The 23,160-nt window shown below is 75.4% G+C and carries 21 protein-coding genes; 4 read left to right on the top strand and 17 right to left on the bottom strand.

Going from position 1 to position 23,160, the window contains the following annotated elements; all coding sequences use genetic code 11:
• Window positions 1-5: 5 nt before the first annotated feature.
• The 6 genes from kdpA to FS882_RS04230 all read right to left on the bottom strand — a co-directional run bounded on the left by kdpA (window position 6) and on the right by FS882_RS04230 (window position 7,313).
• A complete protein-coding gene (kdpA, locus tag FS882_RS04255; RefSeq protein WP_158371107.1) occupies window positions 6-1,676 on the bottom strand; it encodes a potassium-transporting ATPase subunit KdpA in 1,671 nt (556 codons plus the stop codon).
• The gene (locus tag FS882_RS21555) at window positions 1,676-1,765 is read right to left on the bottom strand and encodes a potassium-transporting ATPase subunit F (RefSeq protein ID WP_147795050.1); all 90 of its coding nucleotides are present in this window, start codon (window positions 1,763-1,765) and stop codon (window positions 1,676-1,678) included. The genes kdpA and FS882_RS21555 overlap by 1 nt, the downstream gene beginning before the upstream one ends.
• 350 nt (window positions 1,766-2,115) lie before the next feature.
• On the bottom strand, window positions 2,116-3,009 hold the full coding sequence (locus tag FS882_RS04245; RefSeq protein ID WP_158371104.1) for an aldo/keto reductase: 894 nt from the start codon (window positions 3,007-3,009) through the stop codon (window positions 2,116-2,118).
• A gap of 97 nt (window positions 3,010-3,106) precedes the next feature.
• Window positions 3,107-4,495 (bottom strand): L-serine ammonia-lyase, encoded by a 1,389-nt coding sequence (locus FS882_RS04240; RefSeq protein WP_158371101.1) that lies wholly within the window; start codon window positions 4,493-4,495, stop codon window positions 3,107-3,109.
• Window positions 4,496-4,524: 29 nt separating this feature from the next.
• Window positions 4,525-5,790 (bottom strand): M20 family metallopeptidase, encoded by a 1,266-nt coding sequence (locus tag FS882_RS04235; RefSeq protein WP_158371098.1) that lies wholly within the window; start codon window positions 5,788-5,790, stop codon window positions 4,525-4,527.
• A complete protein-coding gene (locus FS882_RS04230) occupies window positions 5,787-7,313 on the bottom strand; it encodes an MFS transporter (RefSeq protein WP_187365122.1) in 1,527 nt (508 codons plus the stop codon). The genes FS882_RS04235 and FS882_RS04230 overlap by 4 nt, the downstream gene beginning before the upstream one ends.
• 99 nt (window positions 7,314-7,412) lie before the next feature.
• On the opposite strand from FS882_RS04230, the gene FS882_RS04225 reads away from it, so the two are divergent.
• Window positions 7,413-8,411 (top strand): Lrp/AsnC family transcriptional regulator, encoded by a 999-nt coding sequence (locus FS882_RS04225; RefSeq protein WP_187365121.1) that lies wholly within the window; start codon window positions 7,413-7,415, stop codon window positions 8,409-8,411.
• A gap of 18 nt (window positions 8,412-8,429) precedes the next feature.
• On the opposite strand, the gene FS882_RS04220 is transcribed toward FS882_RS04225, so the two are convergent.
• On the bottom strand, window positions 8,430-9,422 hold the full coding sequence (locus tag FS882_RS04220; protein ID WP_158371091.1) for an SDR family oxidoreductase: 993 nt from the start codon (window positions 9,420-9,422) through the stop codon (window positions 8,430-8,432).
• A gap of 102 nt (window positions 9,423-9,524) precedes the next feature.
• Between FS882_RS04220 and FS882_RS04215 the strand changes: the two genes are divergently transcribed.
• Window positions 9,525-10,151, top strand: a complete 627-nt coding sequence (locus FS882_RS04215; RefSeq protein WP_158371089.1) for a phosphatase PAP2 family protein — start codon at window positions 9,525-9,527, stop codon at window positions 10,149-10,151.
• A gap of 41 nt (window positions 10,152-10,192) precedes the next feature.
• Here the strand turns inward: FS882_RS04215 and FS882_RS04210 are convergent, their stop codons facing one another.
• Window positions 10,193-11,323, bottom strand: a complete 1,131-nt coding sequence (locus tag FS882_RS04210; protein WP_187365120.1) for a glycosyltransferase family 2 protein — start codon at window positions 11,321-11,323, stop codon at window positions 10,193-10,195.
• 178 nt (window positions 11,324-11,501) lie between these two features.
• Complete coding sequence (locus tag FS882_RS04205) at window positions 11,502-14,069, bottom strand: helix-turn-helix transcriptional regulator (protein ID WP_158371086.1); 2,568 nt, start codon at window positions 14,067-14,069, stop codon at window positions 11,502-11,504.
• 256 nt (window positions 14,070-14,325) lie between these two features.
• Here FS882_RS04205 and FS882_RS21325 point away from each other — a divergent pair, with 256 nt between their 5' ends.
• Complete coding sequence (locus tag FS882_RS21325) at window positions 14,326-15,360, top strand: hypothetical protein (protein WP_158371085.1); 1,035 nt, start codon at window positions 14,326-14,328, stop codon at window positions 15,358-15,360.
• Between the two features lie 83 nt (window positions 15,361-15,443).
• On the opposite strand, the gene FS882_RS04195 is transcribed toward FS882_RS21325, so the two are convergent.
• The 3 genes from FS882_RS04195 to dnaB all read right to left on the bottom strand — a co-directional run bounded on the left by FS882_RS04195 (window position 15,444) and on the right by dnaB (window position 19,232).
• Entirely contained in the window at window positions 15,444-16,415 is a 972-nt protein-coding gene (locus FS882_RS04195; protein WP_158371084.1) for an NAD-dependent epimerase/dehydratase family protein, read from the bottom strand.
• A gap of 88 nt (window positions 16,416-16,503) precedes the next feature.
• Window positions 16,504-17,748 (bottom strand): MFS transporter, encoded by a 1,245-nt coding sequence (locus FS882_RS04190; RefSeq protein ID WP_158371082.1) that lies wholly within the window; start codon window positions 17,746-17,748, stop codon window positions 16,504-16,506.
• A gap of 113 nt (window positions 17,749-17,861) precedes the next feature.
• Complete coding sequence (gene dnaB / locus FS882_RS04185) at window positions 17,862-19,232, bottom strand: replicative DNA helicase (RefSeq protein ID WP_154727855.1); 1,371 nt, start codon at window positions 19,230-19,232, stop codon at window positions 17,862-17,864.
• Between the two features lie 343 nt (window positions 19,233-19,575).
• Between dnaB and FS882_RS04180 the strand changes: the two genes are divergently transcribed.
• Window positions 19,576-20,892, top strand: a complete 1,317-nt coding sequence (locus tag FS882_RS04180) for an MATE family efflux transporter (protein WP_262348052.1) — start codon at window positions 19,576-19,578, stop codon at window positions 20,890-20,892.
• Between the two features lie 7 nt (window positions 20,893-20,899).
• On the opposite strand, the gene FS882_RS04175 is transcribed toward FS882_RS04180, so the two are convergent.
• From FS882_RS04175 to rpsF, 5 genes are all read right to left on the bottom strand, one after another.
• A complete protein-coding gene (locus FS882_RS04175; RefSeq protein ID WP_158371079.1) occupies window positions 20,900-21,205 on the bottom strand; it encodes a hypothetical protein in 306 nt (101 codons plus the stop codon).
• A 226-nt stretch (window positions 21,206-21,431) separates the two neighbouring features.
• Window positions 21,432-21,881 carry a 50S ribosomal protein L9 gene (gene rplI, locus FS882_RS04170; protein WP_147795062.1) on the bottom strand — a complete coding sequence of 150 codons (450 nt, stop codon included), beginning with the start codon at window positions 21,879-21,881 and terminating at the stop codon, window positions 21,432-21,434.
• Between the two features lie 14 nt (window positions 21,882-21,895).
• Entirely contained in the window at window positions 21,896-22,132 is a 237-nt protein-coding gene (rpsR, locus tag FS882_RS04165; RefSeq protein ID WP_013772910.1) for a 30S ribosomal protein S18, read from the bottom strand.
• Between the two features lie 113 nt (window positions 22,133-22,245).
• Window positions 22,246-22,785 (bottom strand): single-stranded DNA-binding protein, encoded by a 540-nt coding sequence (locus tag FS882_RS04160; protein ID WP_147795063.1) that lies wholly within the window; start codon window positions 22,783-22,785, stop codon window positions 22,246-22,248.
• 69 nt (window positions 22,786-22,854) lie between these two features.
• Window positions 22,855-23,148 (bottom strand): 30S ribosomal protein S6, encoded by a 294-nt coding sequence (gene rpsF / locus FS882_RS04155; RefSeq protein ID WP_147795064.1) that lies wholly within the window; start codon window positions 23,146-23,148, stop codon window positions 22,855-22,857.
• Window positions 23,149-23,160: the final 12 nt, after the last annotated feature.

Raw genomic sequence — 23,160 nt, 5'->3', positions numbered from 1 at the left:
CGACGTCACAGACCTTCCGCCAGGGGACCCAGCGCGAGAACGGGGAAGTAGGTCAGGGCGGTCACGATCACCGCGACGCCCGTGAGGAGGCCGACGAACTGCGGCCGGGAGGTGGGCAGGGTGCCGGCGGTGGCCGGGACCTTGTCCTGCGCGACGAGCGAGCCCGCGAGCGCCAGCACCAGCACGATCGGGACGAACCGGCCGAGCAGGATCGCGACGCCCAGCGCGGTGTTGAACCACGGGGTGTTCGCGGTCAGGCCCGCGAAGGCCGAGCCGTTGTTGTTCGCCGCGGACGTGAACGCGTACAGCACCTCGGAGAAGCCGTGCACCCCGGGGTTCCAGATCGACGTGGACTCCACGGACTCCCGCACCGCCGGGATCGCGAACGACAGCGCGGTGCCGGCCAGGACGAGCGTCGGGGTCACCAGGATGTACAGCGACGCGAGCTTGATCTCGCGCGGGCCGATCTTCTTGCCCAGGTACTCGGGGGTGCGGCCGACCATGAGGCCGCCCACGAACACCGCGATGACCGCGAGCACGAGCATCCCGTACAGCCCGGACCCGACGCCGCCGGGCGCGATCTCGCCGAGCATCATGTTGAGCATCGGGAACAGCCCGCCGAGCGCGGTGAACGAGTCGTGCATGCCGTTGACCGCGCCGGTCGACGTCAGCGTGCTGACGCTGCCGAACAGCGTGGTCGCGGCGATGCCGAACCGCTGCTCCTTGCCCTCCATCGCCGCGCCGGCCAGCTGCGGGGCGGTGCCCGCGCCGTGGCTCTCGACCACCGTGAGCAGGACGGTGCTGGCCAGGAAGATCGCGCCCATCGCGGCGAGGACCGCGTAGCCCTGCTTGTGCGAGCCGACCATGCGGCCGAACGTGCGCGGCAGGGAGAACGGGATCGCGAGCATGAGCACGACCTCGAACAGGCTGGTCCAGCCCGTCGGGTTCTCGAACGGGTGCGCGGAGTTGGCGTTGAAGAACCCGCCGCCGTTCGTGCCGAACAGCTTGATGACCTCCTGCGAGGCCACGGGGCCGCCGGGGATCGACTGCACGCCGCCGGCCAGGGTCGTGACGTCCGTGGGGGCGGCCCAGTTCTGGATGACGCCGCCGGCGATCAGGACGACCGCGCCGAGCACCGAGACCGGCAGCAGCACGCGCAGCGTGCCGCGGGTGAGGTCCACCCAGAAGTTGCCGATCGTGCCCGCGCGGCGGCGGGCGAACCCGCGCACCAGCGCGACCGCGACCGCCATCCCGACGGCCGCCGACACGAAGTTCTGCACCGCCAGGCCGAGGACCTGCACGGAGTACCCGAGGGTCTGCTCCGGCGAGTACGACTGCCAGTTGGTGTTGCCGACGAAGGAGGCCGCGGTGTTGAACGCCAGGTCGGGGCGGACCGCCGGCAGACCGAGGTCCCAGGGCAGCCAGGCCTGCGCCCGCTGCAGCAGGTAGACGAGCAGCAGCCCGACGAGCGAGAACGCCAGCACGCTCCGGACGTAGGAGCGCCAGGACTGCTCGGACCGGGAGTCGACGCCGACCAGCCGGTACAGGACGCGCTCGACCCGCAGGTCGCGCGGCGACGTGTACACGCGGGCCAGGTGGTCGCCGAGGGGGCGGTACAGCGCGGCGAGGACGGCCACGACCAGGAGGAGCTGGCCCGCGGCCAGCCAGCCGGCCATCAGAACCGCTCCGGCTTCACGAGCGCCCACACGAGGTAGACGACCGCCGCGACGCCGAGGGCGGCCGCGACGAGGTCGAGCACGATCACAGCCTCTCGACCCCCGCGGCGACGGCGCTCACGAGCGCGAACAGGGCGACCGCGGCCGCCACGAACACCAGGTCCAGCACGGGGGGACTCCAGACGTCGAACCGCGCCGGCGGGGCCCGGGGTGGGCGCCCTGCCGGCGGACCCGGGTCGGTTCCCCGGGTCGTGTCCCATCCGACTCCCGCCCGGCCGCGCCGGCGGCCATCCTCACGGGTTCCATACGGGCCGCCGCCGGTTCCTGACGGATCGCGTGCGCCGGGGCCCCGCAGCGGGCGGTGCCGCCCCCGGGGACGACGCCGCCCCCGGTCACGCGGCTGCGGTGACCGGGGGCGGCGCGTCGTCGGCGCGAGGCGTCAGCCGACGTCGAGCCCCACGGCGCGCGAGCAGCGCTCGACCTCCTCGGCCGTGAGCGCCAGGTCGGCCGCCTGCGCGGAGTCGGTGATGGACGCCGGCCGCCGGGCGCCGGGGATCGCCACCAGCACGTCGCTCAGCGCGAGCTCCCACGCGAGGACGACCTGCTGCGGGCTGACCCCGTGCGCCTCGCCGACCTCCCGGAACACGGAGAACCGGTCGCCGACGCCGCGGCCGCCGCCGCCCGTGCCGCCGAGCGGGCTCCACGGCAGGAACGCGATCCCGTGCTCCTCGCAGTACCGCAGCTCGTCGTAGCTGCCGGGGTGCCGCGGGGAGAACTCGTTCTGCACGCTGACCAGGCCGCCCTCGCCCAGCACCTGCTGCGCGATCTCGATCTCCTCGACGCTGGCGTTGGAGATGCCGATCTCGCGGATCTTGCCCTCCTGCTTCAGCGTCGCCAGGTGCTCCATGATCTCGCCGTAGACGAGCCACCGGTCGGGGCGGTGGTACTGGTAGAGGTCGATCGCCTCGACGCCGAGCTCGCGGAGCGACTTCTCGACCGCCGAGCGCAGGTAGGCGAGGGAGCCGTCGCGCCCCCACCGCTCGCCCTCGCTGCGGGTGATGCCGCCCTTCGTCGTGATGAGCAGGCCGTCGGTGTCGCCGCCCCAGGTGCGCACGGCCTCGGCCACGATGCGCTCGTTGTGCCCCATCTGGTCCCAGGACGGCGCGTAGATGTCGGCCGTGTCGATCAGCGTGACGCCCGCGTCGAGCGCGGCGTGCACCGTCGCGATCGCCTCGTCGTGGTCGGGGTAGACCTTGTCGTTGTTCATCGACATCGGCATGGCGCCGAGGCCGATCGCGGAGACGGTGTACGGGCCGATGCTGCGGTGCTGCACGGGTGCTCCTTCGCGCGGGGTGCTGCCCCGCGGCGGGCTGCGGCGGGGCCGGGGTCCAGCATCCCGCCGCCGCCCGCCGGGAGCATCCCGACGCCGCTCAGCACTCCACGACGTTGACGGCGAGACCGCCGCGGCTCGTCTCCTTGTACTTGTCGCTCATGTCCACGCCGGTCTGCCGCATGGTCTCCACCACGGCGTCGAGGGAGACGATGTGCGACCCGTCCCCGTGCAGCGCCAGCCGGACGGCGGTGACGGCGGTCGTCGCCGCGATCGCGTTCCGCTCGATGCACGGCACCTGCACCAGCCCGGCGATCGGGTCGCAGGTGAGCCCGAGGTGGTGCTCCATCGCGATCTCGGCCGCGTTCTCCACCTGCTCCGGCGTCCCGCCCAGCACGGCGCAGTACCCGGCGGCGGCCATCGCGCACGCCGACCCGACCTCCGCCTGGCACCCGCCCTCGGCGCCCGAGATCGACGCGTTCGCCTTGATCAGCGACCCGACGGCCGCCGCGGTGAGCAGGAACCGGTGCACGCCCTCGGTCGACGCCCCGGGCTCCGTGGCCCAGTAGTGGTGCAGCACCGCGGGCAGGATGCCGGCCGCGCCGTTCGTCGGTGCGGTGACGACCCTCCCGCCGGCGGCGTTCTCCTCGTTCACCGCGAGCGCGTACACCTGCAGCCACTCGCTCCCGGTGCGCCGGCCCCCCGCCTCCGCGGCCTCGAGGCTCGCGCGCATCGCGGCGGCCCGCCGCCGGACGCGCAGGCCCCCCGGGAGCGTGCCCTCGGTCGTGGTCCCCGCCTCGACGCACGCGCGCATCGCCGCCCACACGGCGTCCAGGCCCGCCCGCACGTCCGCGGGCTCCCGCCGGGAGACCTCGTGCGCCCAGGCGACGTCCGCGATCGTCCGCCCGCCGCGGCAGCGCGCCAGCAGCTCGGCACCCGACCGGAACACCGGCAGGTCGGCGGCGGCCGCCTCCCGGGCGGCGGCCACCGGGGCGACGGGCTCCGCCGGCTCGTCCCCCAGGCACCGGATGAAGCCGCCGCCCACCGACTCGTAGGTCTTCTCCAGCGCGGGCTCGTCGGCGCCGTCGGCCCACGCGCGCAGCACGAGCGTGTTGGGGTGCCCGGGTCGCCGCACCCGGGGCTCGAGCACGACGTCGGCGGCCGCGAACGCGACCGGCAGCACGCCGCCGAGCAGCAGGACCTGGCCCTCCGGGTGCGCGGACCAGGCGCCGCGCACGGCCGCGGGGTCGCAGGTCTCCGGCGCGAGGCCCGCGAGGCCGGCGACCAGCGCGTCCGGCGTCCCGTGCCCGAGCCCGGTGGCGGCGAGGGACCCGTACAGGACCGCGCCGACCCGGGTCACGCGGCCCGGGAGCGCGGCCAGCGCGCGGCGCGCGAAGTCCGCCCCGGCCCGCATGGGCCCGACCGTGTGCGACGACGAGGGGCCGATGCCGATGGAGAACAGGTCGAGGGCGGAGACGTACACGCCCACATCCTCGCGCGACCCGACCGGCGCCGCCGTCACTCGCGTCCCTGGGGCGTCGTGGTGGCGCCCGCCGGCCGGGCCGCCTGCCGGGCGAGGAGGTCGGCGCGGGTCTGCGGCGACAGCGCCGCGGCGCACGCCGCCCACGCCAGGCCCGTCGCGGCGTCCAGGACCGCGGCGTCCGCCGCCGGGGAGGCCGCGTCGGCGGCGAAGCCGACGGTGTGCGGGGCGGCGGTCGAGCCCCGCACCGCGATCCCCGGGTGGATGGACGGCACCACCTGCGAGACGTTGCCCATGTCCGTCGAGCCCCCGGCGGCGCCGCCGAGAGAGACGGTCGGGCGACCCAGGTCCGCGAGCGCCGCGTTCCACGCCTCGGCCAGCACGGGCTCCTGCCGCAGCGGGTCGTACCGCGGCTCGGTCCGGCGCTGCTCCCACGTGCAGCCCGAGGCGATCGCCCCGGCCTCGAAGCACGCGAGGACGCGGCGCTTGGCGTCGCGGAGCTCGTCGAGGTCGAACGAGCGGACCTCGGCCTGCAGGACGACCCGCGCCGGGATGATGTTGGTGACCTCGCCGCCCGAGGTCACCACGGCGGCGGTCCGCACCGTGCCCGGCAGCTGCTGGCGCAGCAGCCCGATCGAGGCGAGCGCGATCGTCGCCGCGTCCAGCGCGTTGATCCCCGCCTGCGGCGCGGCGGCCGCGTGCGCCGCCCGCCCGGTGTAGACGACCTCGAACCGGTCGACCGCCTGCGTCGTGAACTCGTCGCAGCGCACGTCGACGCCGGGCGCGCCGTGCACCATGAGCGAGATCGTCGCGTCCTCCCAGGCGCCGGCCTCGAGCATGTGCACCTTGCCGCCGCCGTGCTCCTCGGCCGGCGTGCCGAGCAGCCGGACCGTCAGGCCCGCCTCGTCCGCGACGGACGCCAGGGCGACGGCCGCCCCGAGTCCGGCCGCGGCGATGATGTTGTGCCCGCAGGCGTGCCCGAGGCCCGGGAGGGCGTCGTACTCCGCGCACACCGCCACCACGAACTCCCCCGAGCCGGCCGTCGCGTCGATCGCGGTGTCGAGCCCGAAGGCGCCGACCGTGACGTCGAACCCGGCGTCCCGCAGGGCGTCCGCGAGCAGGCCGGCCGCCCGGTGCTCCGCGAACGCGACCTCCGGGTGCGCGTGGATCTCGTGGCTGACCGCGAGCAGCCGCTGCTCCCAGCCGCGGACGACCTCGGCGGTGCGCCGCCGCGCCTCGCCGACGTCGATGCGCGCCGGGGCGGGCGTCGGGGTGGTCGGGCTGACGGATCCGGTGAGGGTCATGCGTGCTCTCCTGCGGTGACGGGCTGGACGGCGGGGACGGTGGCGGCGGGCGCGGCCTCGGCGGGCGCGGCCTCGGCGGGCGCGGCCGCGAGCGGGTCGGCGGGCGCCGGTCCGCGGAGGAACCGGGCGAGGGCGGTGACCGCGACGCCGATCGCGGCACACACCGCCCAGACGGCGACGTACCCGGTGAACGACGTGGTGGTGACGGCCGCGTCACCCGACCCCACGGTGGCGACGAAGCTGGCCATGAGGAGCGCGAACACGGCGCCGGCGACCGCGCCGGCCGCGGTGCGCGAGGTGTTGTACAGCGCCGAGGCGATCCCCACCGAGTCGGCCGGGGCGCGGGTCACGACGATCGTCGGCAGGACCGAGATCAGGACGCCGTTGCCGAGCCCGCCGACCAGCATCGCGGCGACCACGACCACGGCGGACCCCGATCCCAGCAGCAGGCCGACGTAGCTGACCGTGAGCAGGGCGCCGCCGAGCGCGACGGCGCCCGGCACGCCGAGCCGCGTCGCGACCCGGTCGCCGGCGCTGGAGGCCACGAACGCGGCGAGCGCCACGACGAGCGAGACGATGCCGACCGCCGCCGAGGTGAGGCCGAGGCCGAAGCCGACCGCGCCGGGGTCGCTCAGCATGAAGAGGGTCGAGGCGGTCTGGCTGCCGAACAGCTGCGCACCGAACAGGAACGCGATCACGATCGGCAGGCCGATGCCGCCGCGGACCAGGAGCGTCACGTCGACCAGCGGGTGCGCGACCCGGCGCTCGACGGCCACCCAGGCGACGAGCAGGACGAGGCCGCCGAGCACCGCCAGCGCCGTGAGAGGGCTCGTCCAGCCCCAGGACGCGGCGTTCGAGATCCCGCCGAGCACGGCGAGCAGGCCGACGCCCAGCAGCGCCGCGCCGAGCCAGTCGGTCGTGCCGCTCGCCCGCACCCGGGACTCGGGCACCAGGAACGCGACGACCGGGACGCAGACCGCGAGGAACAGCGCGGGCACCCACAGCACGAGCCGCAGGTCCCCGACCGCGCCGTAGAGGGCGCCGGCCCCGAGCGACCCGATCGCGGCACCGAACGTCAGCGCCCCGACCAGCTTGCCGATGGACCGGCCGGCGGACTTCGGGTCCCGGTCCCGCACGATGGCGAACTCCAGCGGCAGGAAGGCGGCCAGCGGAGCCTGCAGGGCGCGCCCGACCAGCAGCACCGCGAAGCTCGGGGCGAGCGCGACGACGACCGAGCCGAGCGCGACCAGCGCGGCGGCGACGGTCAGCATCCGCCGGTGCCCGTACCGGTCCCCGAGCTTCGCGATGATCGGCACGCACACGACGGTGGCGAGCATGTAGGCGGCGCTGACCCAGTTGAGCGAGGCCGCGGTGACGCCGAACTCGGACCCGATGGCCGACAGCAGGACGGGGTACCAGCCCTGCAGCATGCCGGAGCCGAGCTCCATGACGACGAGGAAGCCGACGACCCCGCGGAGCGCGGGGCGGGCCTGGGCGGTGCCGGGAGGTGCGGAGGCGGTCATGAGGTCTCCTGGGACGGGCCGACGAGGTGGCGCGACGCTAGGAGGCGCACCGGCGTCGATGGTGCAGACTGCCGGAAACAGACCGAAAGGCGGTGCTCTGTGCAGGATGAGGCTCTCGACCACTTGGACCAGCGCCTGATCCATGCGCTGCAGATCAGCCCGCGCGCGCCGTGGTCCGGCCTCGCGCCGGTGCTGGGGGCGGACCCCGTCACCCTGTCCCGGCGCTGGGCCCGGCTCACCCGCGAGGGCCTCGTCTACGTCACGGGGTACGGCTGGGGGGACCAGACCCAGCTGTCCCTGATCGAGATCGAGTGCAGCCCCGGCGAGACCCTCGCGGTCGCCCACGCGCTGGCGGCCGACGGCGAGGCCTTCACCATCGACCTCACCGCCGGGGGCCGCGACATCATGCTCAGCCTCGGCTCCACCGGGACCGAGGCCGTGGCGTCCTGGACGCTCGAGCGGATCCGCGGCGTCTCCGGCGTCCGCGCGATGCGCACCCACCTGGTGTCGGACGTCGTCACCGACGCCCGCAGCTGGCGGATGCGCGCGCTGTCGAAGGAGGAGGTCGCGCGGGTCGCCGCGCTGGACGCCCGGCCGACCGGCGGGGCGGTCGCCGTGCGCCCGCACGAGGCGCGGGCGCTGAGCGAGGCGCTCACCGAGGACGCGCGGATCGGCGTGGCCGAGCTCGCCGCCCGGGTCGGGATGACCCCCCGCCGCACCCGGGACGCCCTCGCGGCGATGCGGGCGTCCGGCCGGTTCGTCATGCGGGTCGACGTGGCGCGGGCGCACACCCCGTGGCCGATCTACGCCTGGTACTTCCTGCGGGTGCCGGCGGCGATGGTCGCGCGCGTCGGCCCGCAGCTCGGCCGGATGGACGAGGTCCGGCTGGTCGTCACCACGGTGGGCGAGTACAACGTGATCGTCGCCGTCTGGCTGCGGACCCTGCAGGACGTCGGAAGGCTCGAGGCCGTCGTCGAGGAGCGCCTGCCCGGCGTGACGATCGCCGACCGGTCCGTGGTGCTGCGGACCACCAAGCACCTGGGGCACCTGCTCGACGCCGGTGGGCGGGCCACCGCCGGGATCGTCCCGATGCCCTGAGGCGGCCCGGCGCGCGCCTCAGGCCACCCGGTACCGCGCCACCAGGTCGTCCATCACCCCGTCCAGCCGGGCGTCCACCGCGCGCCGCGCCGGGTCCGCGTCGTGCCACGCGACGATCTCCCGCGCGCCCTGCTCGAACCGGATCGTCGTCGCGAAGTCGGGGACCAGCCGGCGCAGCTTCGTCGCGTCGAACACCATCGAGTGCGCCTTGTCGCCGAGGAGGCCTGCGCCCCACTCCGGGTCCGCGGCCGCGATCGCGCCCGACGGCACGTGCACGATCCGCGGCTCCACCCCGAGGGCGGCCGCGAGCGCCCGCACCACCTGGTCCCAGGTCAGCACGTCGTCCGAGGTGATGTGGAACGCCTCACCGAGCGTGCGCGGGTGCCCCAGCAGCGGGACCAGGCCGCGGGCGAAGTCCTCGTGGTGCGTCAGCGTCCACAGCGAGGTGCCGTCGCCGTGCACCACGACCTCGCGGCCCTGCCGCATCCGCTCCATCGCCGTCCAGCCGCCGTCGAGCGGGACGAGCGTGCGGTCGTAGGTGTGCGACGGGCGGATCACCGTCGCCGGGAAGCCGTGGTCGCGGTACGCCCGCACCAGCAGGTCCTCGCAGGCGATCTTGTCCCGGGAGTACTGCCAGAACGGGTTGCGCAGCGGCGTCGACTCGGTGACCGGCAGCCGCTCCGGGGGCGTCTGGTACGCCGACGCGGACGAGATGAACACGTACTGCCCGGTCCGCCCGGCGAACAGGTCGACGTCGGTCTGCACGTGCTCCGGGGTGAACGCCACCCAGTCGACGACCGAGTCGAACTCGCGGTCGCCCAGCGCGGCGCGGACGGACGCCGGGTCCCGGACGTCGGCCTGGACCACCTCCACGCCCTCCGGGAGCGGACGGGTCGCGCTCGACCCGCGGTTCAGGACCGTGACGTCGAGGCCCCGCTCGACCGCGAGCCGGGTGACGGCCGAGCTGATGACGCCGGTGCCGCCGATGACGAGGAGCCGCGTTGCTGCCATGCCCGGCACGCTATCGGGTCCGACGACGGTCGCACCCGGGCCGTGCCGGGGTCCCACCGCGGGGCGACGACCGCCGGCACGCGCGCTCCTAGCGTCGGGGCCATGCCGACGACGACACGCGCCCCGCTCGCACCGTTCCTGCTCCTCGCCGCCCTCGCGCTGGTGGCCCTGCTGCTGCCCTTCCCGGGGAGCCTGAGCGTGGTGGTCTCCCGGTGGGCCCTGTCGTCCACCGCACCGCTGCCGTCGATCGACCTGCTGTCCCTGGGGGCGATCGGGGTGCTCGGCGCGGTGACCGCCGCGGCCGTGCTGCACGTCCGGCGCGCGCACCGCGACCGGCTGCCGGCCGTGCTCGGCGCCTCCGCCGGGGTGGTGCTCGCCTACGCGGCGAGCGAGACGGCGAAGGCGCTCCTGACGCAGGCGCGGCCCTGCGCGCGGTGGGCAGGTGCGGCGGACTGCCCGCCCGCCGGCGACTGGTCCCTGCCGTCCAACCACGCGACCGTCGCGGTCGCCGCCGTGGTCGTGGTGGCGCTCGCGACCCGGTCGGCCCGGGCGACGTGGGCCGCTGTCGTCCTGGCGCTGCTGGTGGCGGCGGGGCGGGTGCTCGAGGGGGTGCACTACCTGCACGACGTCGCGCTCGGCGCGGTGCTCGGGGCGGTCGTGGCCGCCGGCGCCGGGTGGTGCGCCGTCGTCGCGCACCGGCGCCTGCGTGCGGGGCGCCCCCGCGGCTGAGAGCGCCCGCACGGCGAGGGCGGCCGGGGCCCGCCGCACGGTCAGGCGCGCGCCGGCGCGAGGTGCCCCCAGTTCGGCTGCCGGCCGCGGACGTGCGCCACCCAGGCGTGCAGGTAGGCCAGCTGCAGCGCCGTGTCGTACAGCAGCTCGGGCAGCACCGCGAGGCTGAGCCACCGGGCCCGGCGGCCGCCGTCCCAGACGGAGACGAGCCGCTCGACGAGGAAGACGCCGCCGACGGCCAGCCAGAGCGTCTGCCACGCGAACGTCCCGCCCACCGCCGCGAGCAGCATCAGGAGCAGCAGGAGCCACCACGTCAGCGTCCCGAGCGTCAGGGCCGCCTGCTGCAGGTGGTACGGGGCGGTGACCCGGGTCAGGCCGTGGGCGCGCAGGTTGTCGAGCATCCCGCTGTACCACCGCACCCGCTGCCGGTGCAGCGTCGCCAGGGTGGGCATGAGCTCCGTGCTGCACCGGCAGTGGGACGGCGCCACGAGCCGCCAGCCGCGCGTGCGCAGCGCGAGGGTGAGCTCGGAGTCCTCCGTGATCGCCCCCCGGTCGTACACGTCGCCCGGCGACCCCGGCAGCCCCGTGCCACGGTGGTCGGCGACGTCGGCCAGCGCCCGGTAGCGGAACATCGAGGCCGTCCCGGTGACGACGCTGACCCGCCCCGTGGTGAGGATCTTCGACGCGTAGCGGGTGTACTCGTTGGCCTGGCAGCGCTCGAGCGTCCCGTGCGGGTCGTCGCCGTGGAAGATGCCGCTCACCGCGCCGAGCGACGGGTCGGAGTCCAGGTGCGCGAGGGCGGTCTCCACGAACGTCCGCGCGATGCGGGTGTCGGCGTCGAGGACCAGCACGTACTCCGGCGGGGCGACCGCGAGCGCCGCGAGCGCCTGGTTGAGCGCGCCCGCCTTGCGGTGCTCGTTGTCCCGGGTCGGCAGCACCCGGGCGCCGAACGACCGGGCGACCTCCGCGGTGCCGTCGGTGCAGCGGTCCGCGACGACGGTCACGGCCGACGGGCGCACGGTCTGGCGCCGCAGGGCGCGCAGGGCACCGGGGAGGGCCTGCTCCTCGTCGTGCGCGGGGACGAGGACCACCAAACGGGCGTGGTCGACCGTCCGCCGGGCGCTGACCCGCCGCGGCTGGTCGTGGGGGCGGATGCCGGCGGCACCGGGCACGGGGACCTCCGAGGTCTGGGGCGCCCGGATGTCGGTCGGACCGGGCGCGTGGTGCCTCCATCCGACCGCCGCGGGCGCGGTGCTCAGCGGCCCGCCCCGGGGGGTGGAGCAGGGCCGGCTCCGCCGGGGAGCAGCGCGCGGCACGACGGCGAGCGACCGCCGGGTGGCCTGCTCAGCGTCAGTGGATGCGCCGGGCCAGGCTCTCGCGGTCGCTGACGCCGACCTTCCGGTAGATCCGGTACAGGTGGTTGTCGATCGTCCGCACCGAGACACCCAGCGCCTCGGCGACCTGCCGGTTGGACGAGCCCGCCGCGACGAGGCGGGCGATCTCGAGCTCGCGGCCGCTCAGCCCCGACACCGGGCCCAGCGCGTCGACCGCACCGTCGAGGTCCCCGCCGGCCCGCGCGACGACGGCGTCCGCCGCGGCGAGCTCGGACTGCGCCGACGCCGGGTCGCCCTGGAGCGCGGCCAGGGACGCCGCGCGGGCGTGCGCGCGGACGGTGTGGATCCGCAGCCCGGCGGAGCCGAGCGCCGGGGCCACCTCCGCGGCCCGGTCCGGCCGCCCGGACGCCAGCGCGCCGACGTACCGGCCGAGCAGCGGCAGCACTGTCCCCTGGCTCGCGGCGCCCGCCGCCGCGACCCGCGCCGCCACGGGGTGGTCCGGGAGCACCTCCGCCGCGGCCGCGCCGGAGAGCACCGCCGCGGCGACGAACCCGCGGTCGAGGCTCTGGTCCACCTCCCGCCACAGGGCCTCCGCGCCCTCCCGGGGGTCCTCGCCAGCCACGACGGACACCCGCAGCCGCGCCAGCGCGGCGGACGTCAGCGGCACCGGGCTCAGCGGGAGCCGCAGGGCCGTGAGCCCGTCGGCCAGGGCCCGGGCGGCCACCACCCGGTGGTCGGCGGCGGCGAGCGCCGCGCCGACGCAGAGCAGGCCCGCCCGGGCCCAGGGCTGCAGCGGCGCCGTCGGCCCCAGCGCGAGCGCCGCGGCGAGGTGCTCCCGCAGCTCGCGGGACCGGCCCGCGAGCGCGAGGCCGAACGCCGCCACCGCCGCGCTGATCTCCACCGCCGGCCCGTCGAGGTCCGCGCGCGCCGCGTCCTGGGCGCGGCCGGCGTCCCGGACCGCCGCGTCGATGCTGCCCGCGAGGATCGCGGCGATCCCGTGCACCGCCCGGTCCTCGGCGGTCGGCGGCGACTGCTCCCGGCCGCCCTCCGGGCCGGACGCCTCGAGCGCGTCCCGCACCCGGCCGCGGGCGAGCAGCGGCCAGGCGTCCGCGGCCGCGCCGCCCGCCGGGTCGGGCGGGGTCGCGTCACCCCGGACGCCGTCGTCCTCGGGGGCGTCGGCGGCTGCTGCGGTCTCCGTCGGCTCCGCGGACGGCAGGGGGCGGCCGAGGAGCAGCTCCAGGCGCGCCCGCGCGCGCCTGCCGTCGGCGCCGGGCGGGACCGGCACCGCGAGGGCGGCGTCGGGCTCGCCGCACGCGAGGCCGAGGTAGCGCGCGTACCACTCGTCGACGGGGCCGGTCCCCCCGGGCCCGGGACGCTCGCGGGCCGCGGCGACCACCTCCTCGACGTCCGCGCGGCCGACCCCGGCCTGCGCCATCGCGTCGAGGAGGCGCACCGTCGTCGCCGGGGTCGGGTCGTGCTGCCACTCCGCCCGGCGGACGGCGAGGCGGATGCCCGCCGCGTGCCGCAGCCGCCGGCCCAGCACCGCCACCCCCTCGCGGGACGCCGCCCACCCCGTCACGGTCAGCCCGGCCCGCGTGTCGGCCACGTCCGCCGGCGCGACCCCGAGCGCCTGCTCCACCCGGTCGCGCGCCCGCAGCTCCTCGACCCGGTTCCGCGACGCCACGAGGTGCTCGGCGACGAGCGGCGGGACGACCACCACCTCCGTCCGGTCCCCCGACTCGACCAGCCGGACCACCCCGGCGTCCTCGAGCGCGGCCAGCTCGTCCCAGCCGAGCACGCGCCGGACCACGTCGGGGCTCGCCGGGCCCAGCGTGGCCAGCACGCCCAGCGCCGACCGCGCCGCCCCGTCCAGCCGTTCCAGCAGCTGGTCGACCACGGTCTCCAGGCCCGGCGTGCGCAGGTCCGCGACCGCCGTCCACGCACCACCCGCCTCCACCAGCCGGCCGGCCCGGCGCGCGCCCGAGGCGATCGCCCGCGCCACCCCCGGCAGGCCCGCCGACAGCGCGTAGACCCGGGCGGCCGCGTCCGGCGCCGCCGGGGCACCGAGCTCGTCCGCCAGCACCGCGAGGAGGTCGTCGAACCGCAGCGACGGCACCGCGAGCGCCGCGACGGGCACCTCCCCGGCGGCACGCAGCGCGGCGAGCCGGCTGCTCCGGTCGGGGCGCGAGGTGAGCAGCGGACGCGCGGCGGTCCGGTCGACGACCGTCGCGAGCACCGCGCGGGTCTCCTCGTCCAGCAGGTCCGCACGCCGCGCGAGCACGACCGCGCGCCCGGCGCCGACCGCCTCCTGCACGCGGGACACCGCGAGCGCGAGCGGCTCCCCGGACGCGGCACGCGCCGCCGGTCCCGCCAGCGACAGGGCCCCGAGCGGCCGGCCCCGCACCCCCGGCCGGCCGGGCACCCGGACCACCTGCCACCCGTCCTCGGCGAGCACGCCCACGGCGCGCTCGGCCAGCGCCCCGGCGCCTGCGCCCGCGACCCCCGTCAGCAGGACCCCGGTGCCGGAACGCAGCGCGTCCAGGACCTGGCCGACCACGTCGTCGCTCCAGGACTCCCCCTGCACCCGGACCACGCTACCGAGGCGGGCCCCAACCCGCGCGCGCCCGGCGTGCCCGCTGCTCAGCCCGGCCTCCCGCCTGCTCAACGCCGCCGACCCGGGTGCTCCACCGCACCCCCGGAGCTGCTCCACCTCGTCGTCCCGCGGCTGTGCGAGGTCGCCGCGGCCGTCACATGGAGACGTCACCGCGACCGCGCGAGCGGCCCGCGACCCCCAGCAGCCGGACGCCCGCGTCCGCCCCACCGATCCGCGAGGAGGAACCATGTCCACCATCGCCGTGCCAGCAGCCGCCGCCGTGGCGCTGCTGCTGGCTCCCACCGCGGCACCCGCGGTCGAGGAGCCCACCCCCGCCGGCACCCCCGTCGTGAGCGCCGAGGCCTCCGCCCCGGCGGACCCCGTCGAGGCAGGCGGCGCGCCGGCCGCGAGCGGGGCGGCCGAGAGCGGGGTGGTCGAGAGCGAGGACGTCGAGGCCGAGACCGTCGAGGCGGACGCGGTCGAGACCGTCGAGCCCGAGGTCGCCACCCCGTCGGACCTGCCCGAGACCCTGCTCGGCCCCGAGGACGCAGCGGGGACCGCGTGCGTCACCTGCGACCTGGCGGGCGAGTCGAGCACGCTGGGCACGCCCGTGACCGACGGGTACCAGGACGACGGCTACGAGCGCCCGTTCTGGTGGGAGAGCGACGGCCTGCACTTCCGGGACCCGATCCCCGCCAACGGATACGTGAACATCAACATCCCCGGCGCGAGCAACCTGAACGTCGACATCCACCGCGAGCTCATCGGCGCGACCTTCGTCCCGTGGTCGTACTTCGGGCTGGAGCCGGGCATGTGCATCGCCTGGACCGAGTCGAACGGGTACAACTACCACTTCGGTGAGGACAACTCCGGCCGCGGCGGGGTCGACGAGCGGGGCTGGGAGTACTGCGTCCCGGGGGACCCGAGCGACCCGACGGACCCGACCGACCCGACCGACCCCACGGACCCGACCGACCCGACCGACCCCACGGACCCGACCGACCCGACCGACCCCGGCGAGCCGTCGGCACCGTACGAGCCGTCCGAGCCGATCCGGCCCGAGCAGCCCGGGACCCCCGGGGTCGAGGTGCCCGCCAGCACGGCGGTCCCCGCCGCCACGGCCGTGCCTGCCGACACCGTCCCGGCCGCCGCGGCGCGTGCCACGATCCCGGCGCTCGCGGTCACCGGTGCCGGTGCGGCGGCGACCGCCCTGGTCGCCGGCCTGGTCGGTGCGACCGGTGTCGCGCTCACGGCGGTCTCGCGGCGTCGCCGGCACCGCTGAGACACGACGCCGGCGCCGTGCGCCCCGTGCTGCCGCCGGTCCGGACCCCGTCCACCGGGCCCGGACCGGCGGCGTCCGCGCGCTCAGACCACCATCGGCGCCGCCACCTCGACGCGGCCCTGCTGCACCAGCCACCGCACGGCGTCGAGCACCGTCTCGCCGGCGGTGTACCGCGGCCGGTAGCCGAGCAGCCGCTCCGCCCTCTCGACCGTGAACACGTGGCTGCGGACCAGGTGCTCCCAGCTCTGCTCCCCGTGCTCGGGAGTCAGACCAGCCCGGAAGGCGTCCCAGGTCACCGGCTCCAGCGTCGCGGTCCGCCCGAACCAGGACGCGGCCAGCTCGGCGTAGCCGCGGACCGTCAACGCGTCCGCCGCGGTCACGAAGAAGTCCTCGCCGGCCGCCGCCTCCCGGTGCGCGACCGCGCGCTCGAACGCCTGCGCCACGTCGTCGGCGTGCACGTGGGCCATCGCCTCCGCACCGATCCCGGGGACGCGCAGCGGCTCCCCCGCTGACAGCGTCCGCCACACCGCGGGGTCGAGGTTGCCCGTCGGGCCGATCGGCGCCCACCCGGGCCCGCTGATGTGGCCGGGGTGCAGCGACGTGGTGACCAGGCCGCCCGCGGCCGTCTCCGCGGCGAGCATCCGCGCGATCGCGTCCTTCTGGACGCCGTACTCCCCCAGCGGCGGGGTCGCGGTGCGCTCGGACACCGGGAGGGTGCGGCTCGGGCCGGACCGCCAGATCGACCCGCAGAACACCAGGTGCCCCACCTGCCCGCGCAGCCGCTCGACCAGGCGCTCCGCCGACTCCCGGGTGAAGCACACCAGGTCGATCACGACGTCCGGGCGCAGCGCCACGACCCGGTCGGGGAACGTCCCGGCGCGATCCTCCTGCTCCCGGTCGGCGACGACCCGCTCGACGTCCCGCCACTCCGGCGCGTCGACGTACGGCGCGGACGTGCCGCGGCTGATCGTGACCACCTCGTGGCCGGCCCGCACCAGGCGGGGGAGGAGGAACGAGCCGATGTGGCCGCTCCCGCCGATGACGACGACGCGCATGGTGCTCCCTCGGCTCGGACGACCCTGCCGACGGTAGGCGTCGGGTCTCGGGCGCGCCCGTCCTGGTGAGCGGCGGGGTGGTCGCGGCTCAGGACCGCGCGGGGACCGGGTCCACCGCTGCTCGGCGCCCCACCAGCCGGTTGAGCCGTTCGGACATCACCAGGCCGAGCACGACCAGCACCCCCAGGAACAGCGGGAAGATCCACATCCCTGTCCACGCGGCGAGGACGCCGAACAGCGGCGGCGCGAGGGTCGAGCCGGTGTACGCCGCCGCCATCTGGATGCCGATGATGGCCTGCGAGTTGCGCCGGCCGAAGCTGACCGGGGTGGAGTGGATGATCGCCGGGTAGATGGGCGCGCACCCGAGACCCGTCACCACCAGCCCGATCAGGACGAGCAGGTCGGCCTGCAGCGGCACCGCGATCATGCCGACGCCGACCGCCACCGTCAGGAAGCCGCCCCGGATCAGCTGACGGTCGCCGACCCGGTCGGCGAAGAACCCGGCGAGGAACCGACCGCCGGTGATGCCCAGCAGGAACAGCGACGCGAACGCCGCCGCTGTCGCCGGGGCGACGCCGCGGTCGGCGACGAGGAACGTCGATGCCCACAGGATCGAGGTGCTCTCGAGCGCGCAGTAGGCGAAGAAGGCGACCAGGATCAGCACGACGCCCGGGATCCGCAGCGCGCGCCCGAGCGGCACGTGGCCGGCGCCCCTCCCGTGCTCCTCGTCCTCGCCCTCCGCGGCGTCGCCACCCGCGTCGGCGGGCCCCGCCGGGACGCGCGGGTTGACCTTGCCCCACAGCGGCAGGCTCACGACCAGCGCGATCGTGAGCACCACCTGGACGATGCCGACGGTCCGGTAGGCGCTGGACCAGCCGAGGCCGGAGGTGAGGGCGTAGCTCATGATGAACGGGCTGATCGACGCGCCCAGCCCCCAGAAGCTGTGCAGCCAGTTCATGTGCCGCGCGGCGTAGTGCAGCGCCACGTAGTTGTTCAGCGCGGCGTCGACGGCACCGGCGCCGAGTCCGTACGGGATGGCCCACAGGCAGAGCATCCAGAACGAGCCGGAGACCGAGAACCCCACGAGCGCGGCGGCGGTGAGGCCCACGCTGACCGCGGTGACGAGGCCGGCTCCGAACCGACGGGTGACCCGCTCCGACGCGAGGCTGGACAGGATCGTGCCGCCGGCGATGATCATGGTCACGAGGCCGGCGAAGGCCTCCGGGACGCCGAGGTCCCGGTGCATCACCGGCCAGCCGGCCCCGATGAGGGAGTCCGGGAGCCCGAGGCTGACGAAGGCGACGTAGATGACCGCCAGGAGGAGCGAGTACACGGTGGGCTTGTCTTCCGGTTCGGTGGTGCGTGGTCGGAGCCAGGTGCACGACCGTACCGGTCATGTGTACGTCTGTACACATGACCGGTACGGTCTTTCGCGACGAGGGCTGTTCAGGCCTGCATGTCCACGAACCGCGAGTAGTGCCCCTGGAACGCCACCGTGATCACGTCGGTGGGGCCGTTGCGGTGCTTGGCCACGATCAGGTCCGCCTCGCCCGCGCGCGGGGACTCCCGCTCGTACGCGTCCTCGCGGTGCAGCAGGATCACCATGTCGGCGTCCTGCTCGATGGACCCGGACTCACGCAGGTCGGACATCGCGGGCTTCTTGTCGGTGCGCTGCTCCGGGCCACGGTTCAGCTGCGACAGCGCGATGACCGGGACCTCGAGCTCCTTGGCGAGCAGCTTGAGCGCACGCGAGAACTCCGAGACCTCCTGCTGGCGGGACTCGACGCGCTTGCCGGACGACATCAGCTGCAGGTAGTCGATGATCACGAGCTTGAGGTCGTGCTTCTGCTTGAGCCGCCGGCACTTCGCGCGGATCTCCATCAGCGACATGTTCGGCGAGTCGTCGATGAACAGCGGCGCCTCGGTGAGCTTGCCCTGGATCTGGGCGAGCTTCTGCCAGTCGTCGTCGCCCATCGAGCCGTTGCGCATCTTCTGCAGCGGGACGCGCGCCTCGGCGGACAGCAGACGCATGGTGATCTCGGATCGGCTCATCTCGAGCGAGAAGACGACGGACGCCTGCTGGTGCTTGATCGACGCGGCGCGCGCGAAGTCGAGCGCGAGCGTCGACTTGCCGATGGCGGGGCGGGCTGCGATGACGATCATCTGGCCCGGGTGCAGACCGTTGGTGAGCCGGTCGAGGTCGGCGAAGCCGGTCGGCACGCCGACCATGCCCTCGCCGCGGTGCCCGGCGGACTCGATCTCGTCCAGGGTGCCGGCGACGACCTCGCCGAGGCGGTGGTAGTCCTCGGTCGTGCGGCGGTCGCTGACGGCGTACACCTCGGCCTGGGCGTTGTTGACGATCTCCTCGACGTCGCCGCCGTCGGTCGCGTAGCCGAGCTGGACGATGCGGGTGCCGGCCTCGACCAGGCGGCGCAGCACGGCACGCTCCCGGACGATGCGGGCGTAGTACCCGGCGTTGGCCGCCGTCGGCACCATCGAGATGAGGGTGTGCAGGTAGGGCACGCCGCCGACGCGGCCGATCTCGCCACGCTTGGTGAGCTCGTCCGCGACGGTGACGGCGTCGGCGGGCTCGCCGCGGCCGTACAGGTCGAGGACGGCGTCGTAGATCGCCTCGTGCGCCGGGCGGTAGAAGTCGCTGCCGCGGATCTCCTCGACGACGTCCGCGATGGCGTCCTTCGAGATCATCATGCCGCCGAGGACGCTCTGCTCGGCGTCGAGGTCCTGCGGCGGGGTCCGGTCGAACGCCGCGCGGCCCTGCCCCGCGGGGGCTCCGTACTCGAGCTCCTCGATCGTCACGCTGCTGCCCGCCCCACCTTCGCTCGTCCCCCGGCGACTGCCGTCGAACACCCGTTCTAGCACCGCCCACCCACACGTCCGGGGAGGGCGGGCGACCGTGTCCGGTACGCGCGCCGACGCGAGGTTAGGGCCGCCGGGGACGGTCCGTCGAGCGAGACGTCCACAGGGGGTGGGGACGACCTTGTGGAAGGCTGTGGACGCACGCCGCGAGATGTCCACAGGTCGTGGACACAGGTGTGGATGAAGCCGGGCACGCCTGTGATCAGGGCGTTCTCACCGGCGCAAACACGGTGAACCCATGTGGACGGAGAAGTCGTTGGCCGCCATTTCACGCCTCGGACAGATGCCGTCCACCGTCGACCGCCAGATCCTCGGCCTCGCGGTGCCCGCGCTCGGCGCGCTGGTCGCCGAGCCGCTGTTCGTGCTGGTGGACTCGGCCATCGTCGGTCGGCTGGGGACCACGGAGCTCGCCGGGCTGTCGCTCGCGTCGACCCTCCTGGTGACCGTCGTCGGCCTGTGCGTGTTCCTCGCGTACGCCACCACGGCGGTGGTCGCGCGCCGGCTCGGCGCCGGCGACCGCTCGGGCGCGCTCCAGGTCGGTGTGGACGGGCTGTGGCTCGCGGCCGGGCTCGGCGTGGTGCTCGCCGCGGTGGCGGTGCTCGTCGCGCCGTGGGCCGTCGGCGCGCTGGGCGCGACGGGCGACGTCGCGGACCAGGCGGTGCTCTACCTGCGCGCGTCCGCCCCGGGCCTGCCGGGCATGCTGGTCGTGCTGGCGGCCACCGGCGCCCTCCGCGGGCTGCAGGACACAAAGACGCCCCTCGTGGTCGCGGGGGTCGGCGCCGCCGTGAACGCCGTGCTCAACGTCGTGCTCGTCTACGGCCTGCACCTCGGCATCGCGGGCTCGGGCGCGGGCACCGCCGCGACGCAGGTGGGCATGGGGATCGTGCTGACGGTGGTCGTCGTGCCCGGTGCGCGGTCCGCCGGCGCCTCGCTGCGGCCCGCGCCGGGCGGCATCCTCGCCGGGGTCCGCACCGGCACCCCGCTGCTGCTCCGCACGCTCTCGCTGCGCGCGGCGATCCTGCTGACCGTGTGGGTCGCCACGGGGCTCGGACCGGTCGCGCTGGCGGGCCACCAGGTGGTCAACGCGATCTGGGGCTTCGTGGCGTTCGCGCTGGACGCGCTGGCCATCGCCGCGCAGGCACTCATCGGCCACGCCCTCGGCGCCGGCGACACCGGGCTGGTGCGCGCGCTGCTCCGCCGCACGCTGGCCTGGGGCGTCGGTGCCGGCGTGGTGCTCGGGGTGGTCACCGGCGGGCTCGGCTGGTGGCTGTCGGCACTGTTCACCTCGGACCCCGACGTGCGGCACGCGGTGACCCTGAGCCTGGCGGTGGCGGCGGTGCTGATGCCGATGGCCGGGTGGGTGTTCGTGCTGGACGGCGTGCTGATCGGGGCCGGCGACGGCCGGTTCCTCGCCGCGGCGGGCATGGTGACGCTCGCCGTCTACGTGCCCTTCGCGCTCGCGGTGCGCGCCTGGGCGCCGGACGGCTGGGCGGGGCTGGCGTGGCTGTGGGCGGCGTTCGCCGGGGTGTTCATGCTCGCCCGCGCGGTCACGACGGGCCTGCGCGCGCGTCGGGACACCTGGATGGTGACCGGGGCCTGAGGGGAGCTCAGACCCGCGGCGGCCTCTCGTCGTCCGCAGAGGGCTCACCCGGGTGGGCCTCGGGGTCGGCGCTCTCGGCGGAGCGGCCCTGCATCGCGAGGACGAGGAACACCACGCCGACCGGGAAGAACGCCAACGACGCGTACCGCATGGAGTCGTTCAGCAGCCCGGACATGCCGAGCACGAGGAACACGATCCCGATCGGCAGGTACGCGGCACCGGCACCCGCCGAGTCCTGCTCCGGCTCCGGGGCGGAACCGGTCCGGGGACCGCCCGGCTCGTCCGGCGGGGCGGGTGCGCGCTCGTCCGACATGCCTCGACCGTAGGCCGACCCGGGTGCGCCGCGCCTCGGCCGCGCGGCGGAGATCCGGCGCGTCGGGCGCCCAGATCGGTGCCTCGCGCCGAGATCGGTCCCTGGAACCACCGATCTCGGACCGAACCACCGATCTCGGCGCACGCACCGAGCGCGCGCCCCGGACACGACCGCGCCCCCGCCCCGGGGACCGGGACGGGGGCGCGGTGCGCGCTGGCGCGTGGCGTCAGGCCGCGACGACCTTGACGGTCAGCTTCGCGGAGACCTCCGGGTGCAGGCGGACCTGCACCGCGTACTCGCCGGTCGCCTTGATCGGCTGCGCGACCTCGATCTTGCGGCGGTCGATCGACGGGCCGCCGGCGGCCTTGACCGCGTCGGCGATCTCGGCGGTCGTGACCGCACCGAAGAGGCGGCCGGCGTCGCCGGACTTCGCCGCCACGGTGACCGGGTTGCCCTGCAGCGAGTCGCGCACGGCGCGCGCCTCGTCGAGGGTCGCGATCTCGCGGGTCTTGCGAGCACGGCGGATCGCCGTGATCTCCTTCTCCGCACCCTTGCTCCACGCGGTCGCGAGACCACGCGGGACGAGGTAGTTGCGGGCGTACCCGTCCTTGACGTCGACGACGTCGCCGGGAGCGCCGAGGCCCGTGACCTCGTGGGTCAGGATGAGCTTGGCCATCTTGTTGCTCCTTCTCAGCGAGCCGACGACGAGTACGGCAGGAGCGCCATCTCGCGGGCGTTCTTCACGGCCCGCGCGATCGCGCGCTGCTCCTGGACGGACACGCCGGTCACGCGGCGGGCGCGGATCTTCCCGCGGTCGGAGATGAACTTCCGCAGCAGGGCGGTGTCCTTGTAGTCGACCGACTCGATCTTCGCCGCCTTGAGCGGGTTCTGCTTCTTCTTGGGCTTCCGGACAACGGCCTTGGCCATCGTGGTGCTCCTTGTTCTACGTACGGAGCCCGGGGCGTTGCCATGCCCCGGGATGGGATGTTCGGGATGGCGCGCGCGGCGCCGGTGCCGACCTGGCGGTCAGCGGTGCTCGATCAGAACGGGGGCTCGTCGGAGTAGCCACCCGCGCCGCCGCCGCCCGCGGGCGTGGCCCACGGGTCGTCCTGCTGCGCGGACTGGCCGCCGCCGTTGAACCCGCCACCGCCGCCGCCACCGCCGTTGAAGCCGCCGCCACCGCCGCCGCCGAACCCGCCGCCGCCACCGCCGGACCGCTGGGTCCGGGTGACCTTGGCCGAGGCGTAGCGGAGCGACGGGCCGACCTCGTCGACCTGCAGCTCGTAGACGGTGCGCTTCTCGCCCTCGCGGGTCTCGTAGGACCGCTGGACGAGTCGGCCGCTGACGATCACGCGGGTGCCCTTGGTGAGCGACTCGGCGACGTTCTCCGCCGCCTCCCGCCAGATCGAGCAGCGGAGGAACAGCGTGTCGCCGTCCTTCCACTCGTTGCTCTGGCGGTCGAACGTGCGCGGCGTGGACGCCACGGTGAAGTTCGCGACCGCGGCGCCGGACGGCGTGAACCGCAGCTCCGGGTCGGCGGTCAGGTTCCCGATCACCGTGATGGTGGTGTCACCAGCCATGCCAGCTCCTCGTTCTCGTCGATGCTCGTCGAAGGGGTGTCCCGCACGGTACGCGCGCGGTCTGACGCGTCAGGACTCCTTGCGGAGGACCTTCGTGCGCAGGACGACCTCGTTCAGGCCCAGCTGACGGTCCAGCTCCTTGGCGGTGTCCGACGTCGAGGAGAAGTCGACGACGGCGTAGATGCCCTCGGACTTCTTCTTGATGTCGTACGCCAGGCGGCGACGGCCCCAGATGTCCACGTTGTCGACGGAGCCGCCGTCGGTCTTGACGACCGACAGGTACTTGTCGAGCGACGGGGCGACGGTGCGCTCGTCGATGCTGGGGTCGAGGATGATCATGATCTCGTACTGACGCAGGCTCATACCCACCTCCTC

The organism is Cellulosimicrobium cellulans (assembly GCF_007679345.1).
GTDB lineage: Bacteria > Actinomycetota > Actinomycetes > Actinomycetales > Cellulomonadaceae > Cellulomonas > Cellulomonas cellulans_A.
This window is presented reverse-complemented; position numbering and strand designations above follow the sequence as displayed.

Bases quoted from the DNA above. Each gene is read 5' to 3' on its own strand.
- rpsF (WP_147795064.1), bottom strand. From the start codon at position 23,148: ATGAGCCTGCGTCAGTACGAGATCATGATCATCCTCGACCCCAGCATC.
- FS882_RS04235 (WP_158371098.1), bottom strand. From the start codon at position 5,790: ATGACCCTCACCGGATCCGTCAGCCCGACCACCCCGACGCCCGCCCCG.
- FS882_RS04220 (WP_158371091.1), bottom strand. From the start codon at position 9,422: ATGGCAGCAACGCGGCTCCTCGTCATCGGCGGCACCGGCGTCATCAGC.
- rplI (WP_147795062.1), bottom strand. From the start codon at position 21,881: ATGGCCAAGCTCATCCTGACCCACGAGGTCACGGGCCTCGGCGCTCCC.
- FS882_RS04215 (WP_158371089.1), top strand. From the start codon at position 9,525: ATGCCGACGACGACACGCGCCCCGCTCGCACCGTTCCTGCTCCTCGCC.
- FS882_RS04180 (WP_262348052.1), top strand. From the start codon at position 19,576: ATGCCGTCCACCGTCGACCGCCAGATCCTCGGCCTCGCGGTGCCCGCG.
- kdpA (WP_158371107.1), bottom strand. From the start codon at position 1,676: ATGGCCGGCTGGCTGGCCGCGGGCCAGCTCCTCCTGGTCGTGGCCGTC.
- FS882_RS04230 (WP_187365122.1), bottom strand. From the start codon at position 7,313: ATGACCGCCTCCGCACCTCCCGGCACCGCCCAGGCCCGCCCCGCGCTC.
- FS882_RS04175 (WP_158371079.1), bottom strand. From the start codon at position 21,205: ATGTCGGACGAGCGCGCACCCGCCCCGCCGGACGAGCCGGGCGGTCCC.
- FS882_RS04195 (WP_158371084.1), bottom strand. From the start codon at position 16,415: ATGCGCGTCGTCGTCATCGGCGGGAGCGGCCACATCGGCTCGTTCCTC.
- rpsR (WP_013772910.1), bottom strand. From the start codon at position 22,132: ATGGCCAAGGCCGTTGTCCGGAAGCCCAAGAAGAAGCAGAACCCGCTC.
- FS882_RS04160 (WP_147795063.1), bottom strand. From the start codon at position 22,785: ATGGCTGGTGACACCACCATCACGGTGATCGGGAACCTGACCGCCGAC.
- FS882_RS21325 (WP_158371085.1), top strand. From the start codon at position 14,326: ATGTCCACCATCGCCGTGCCAGCAGCCGCCGCCGTGGCGCTGCTGCTG.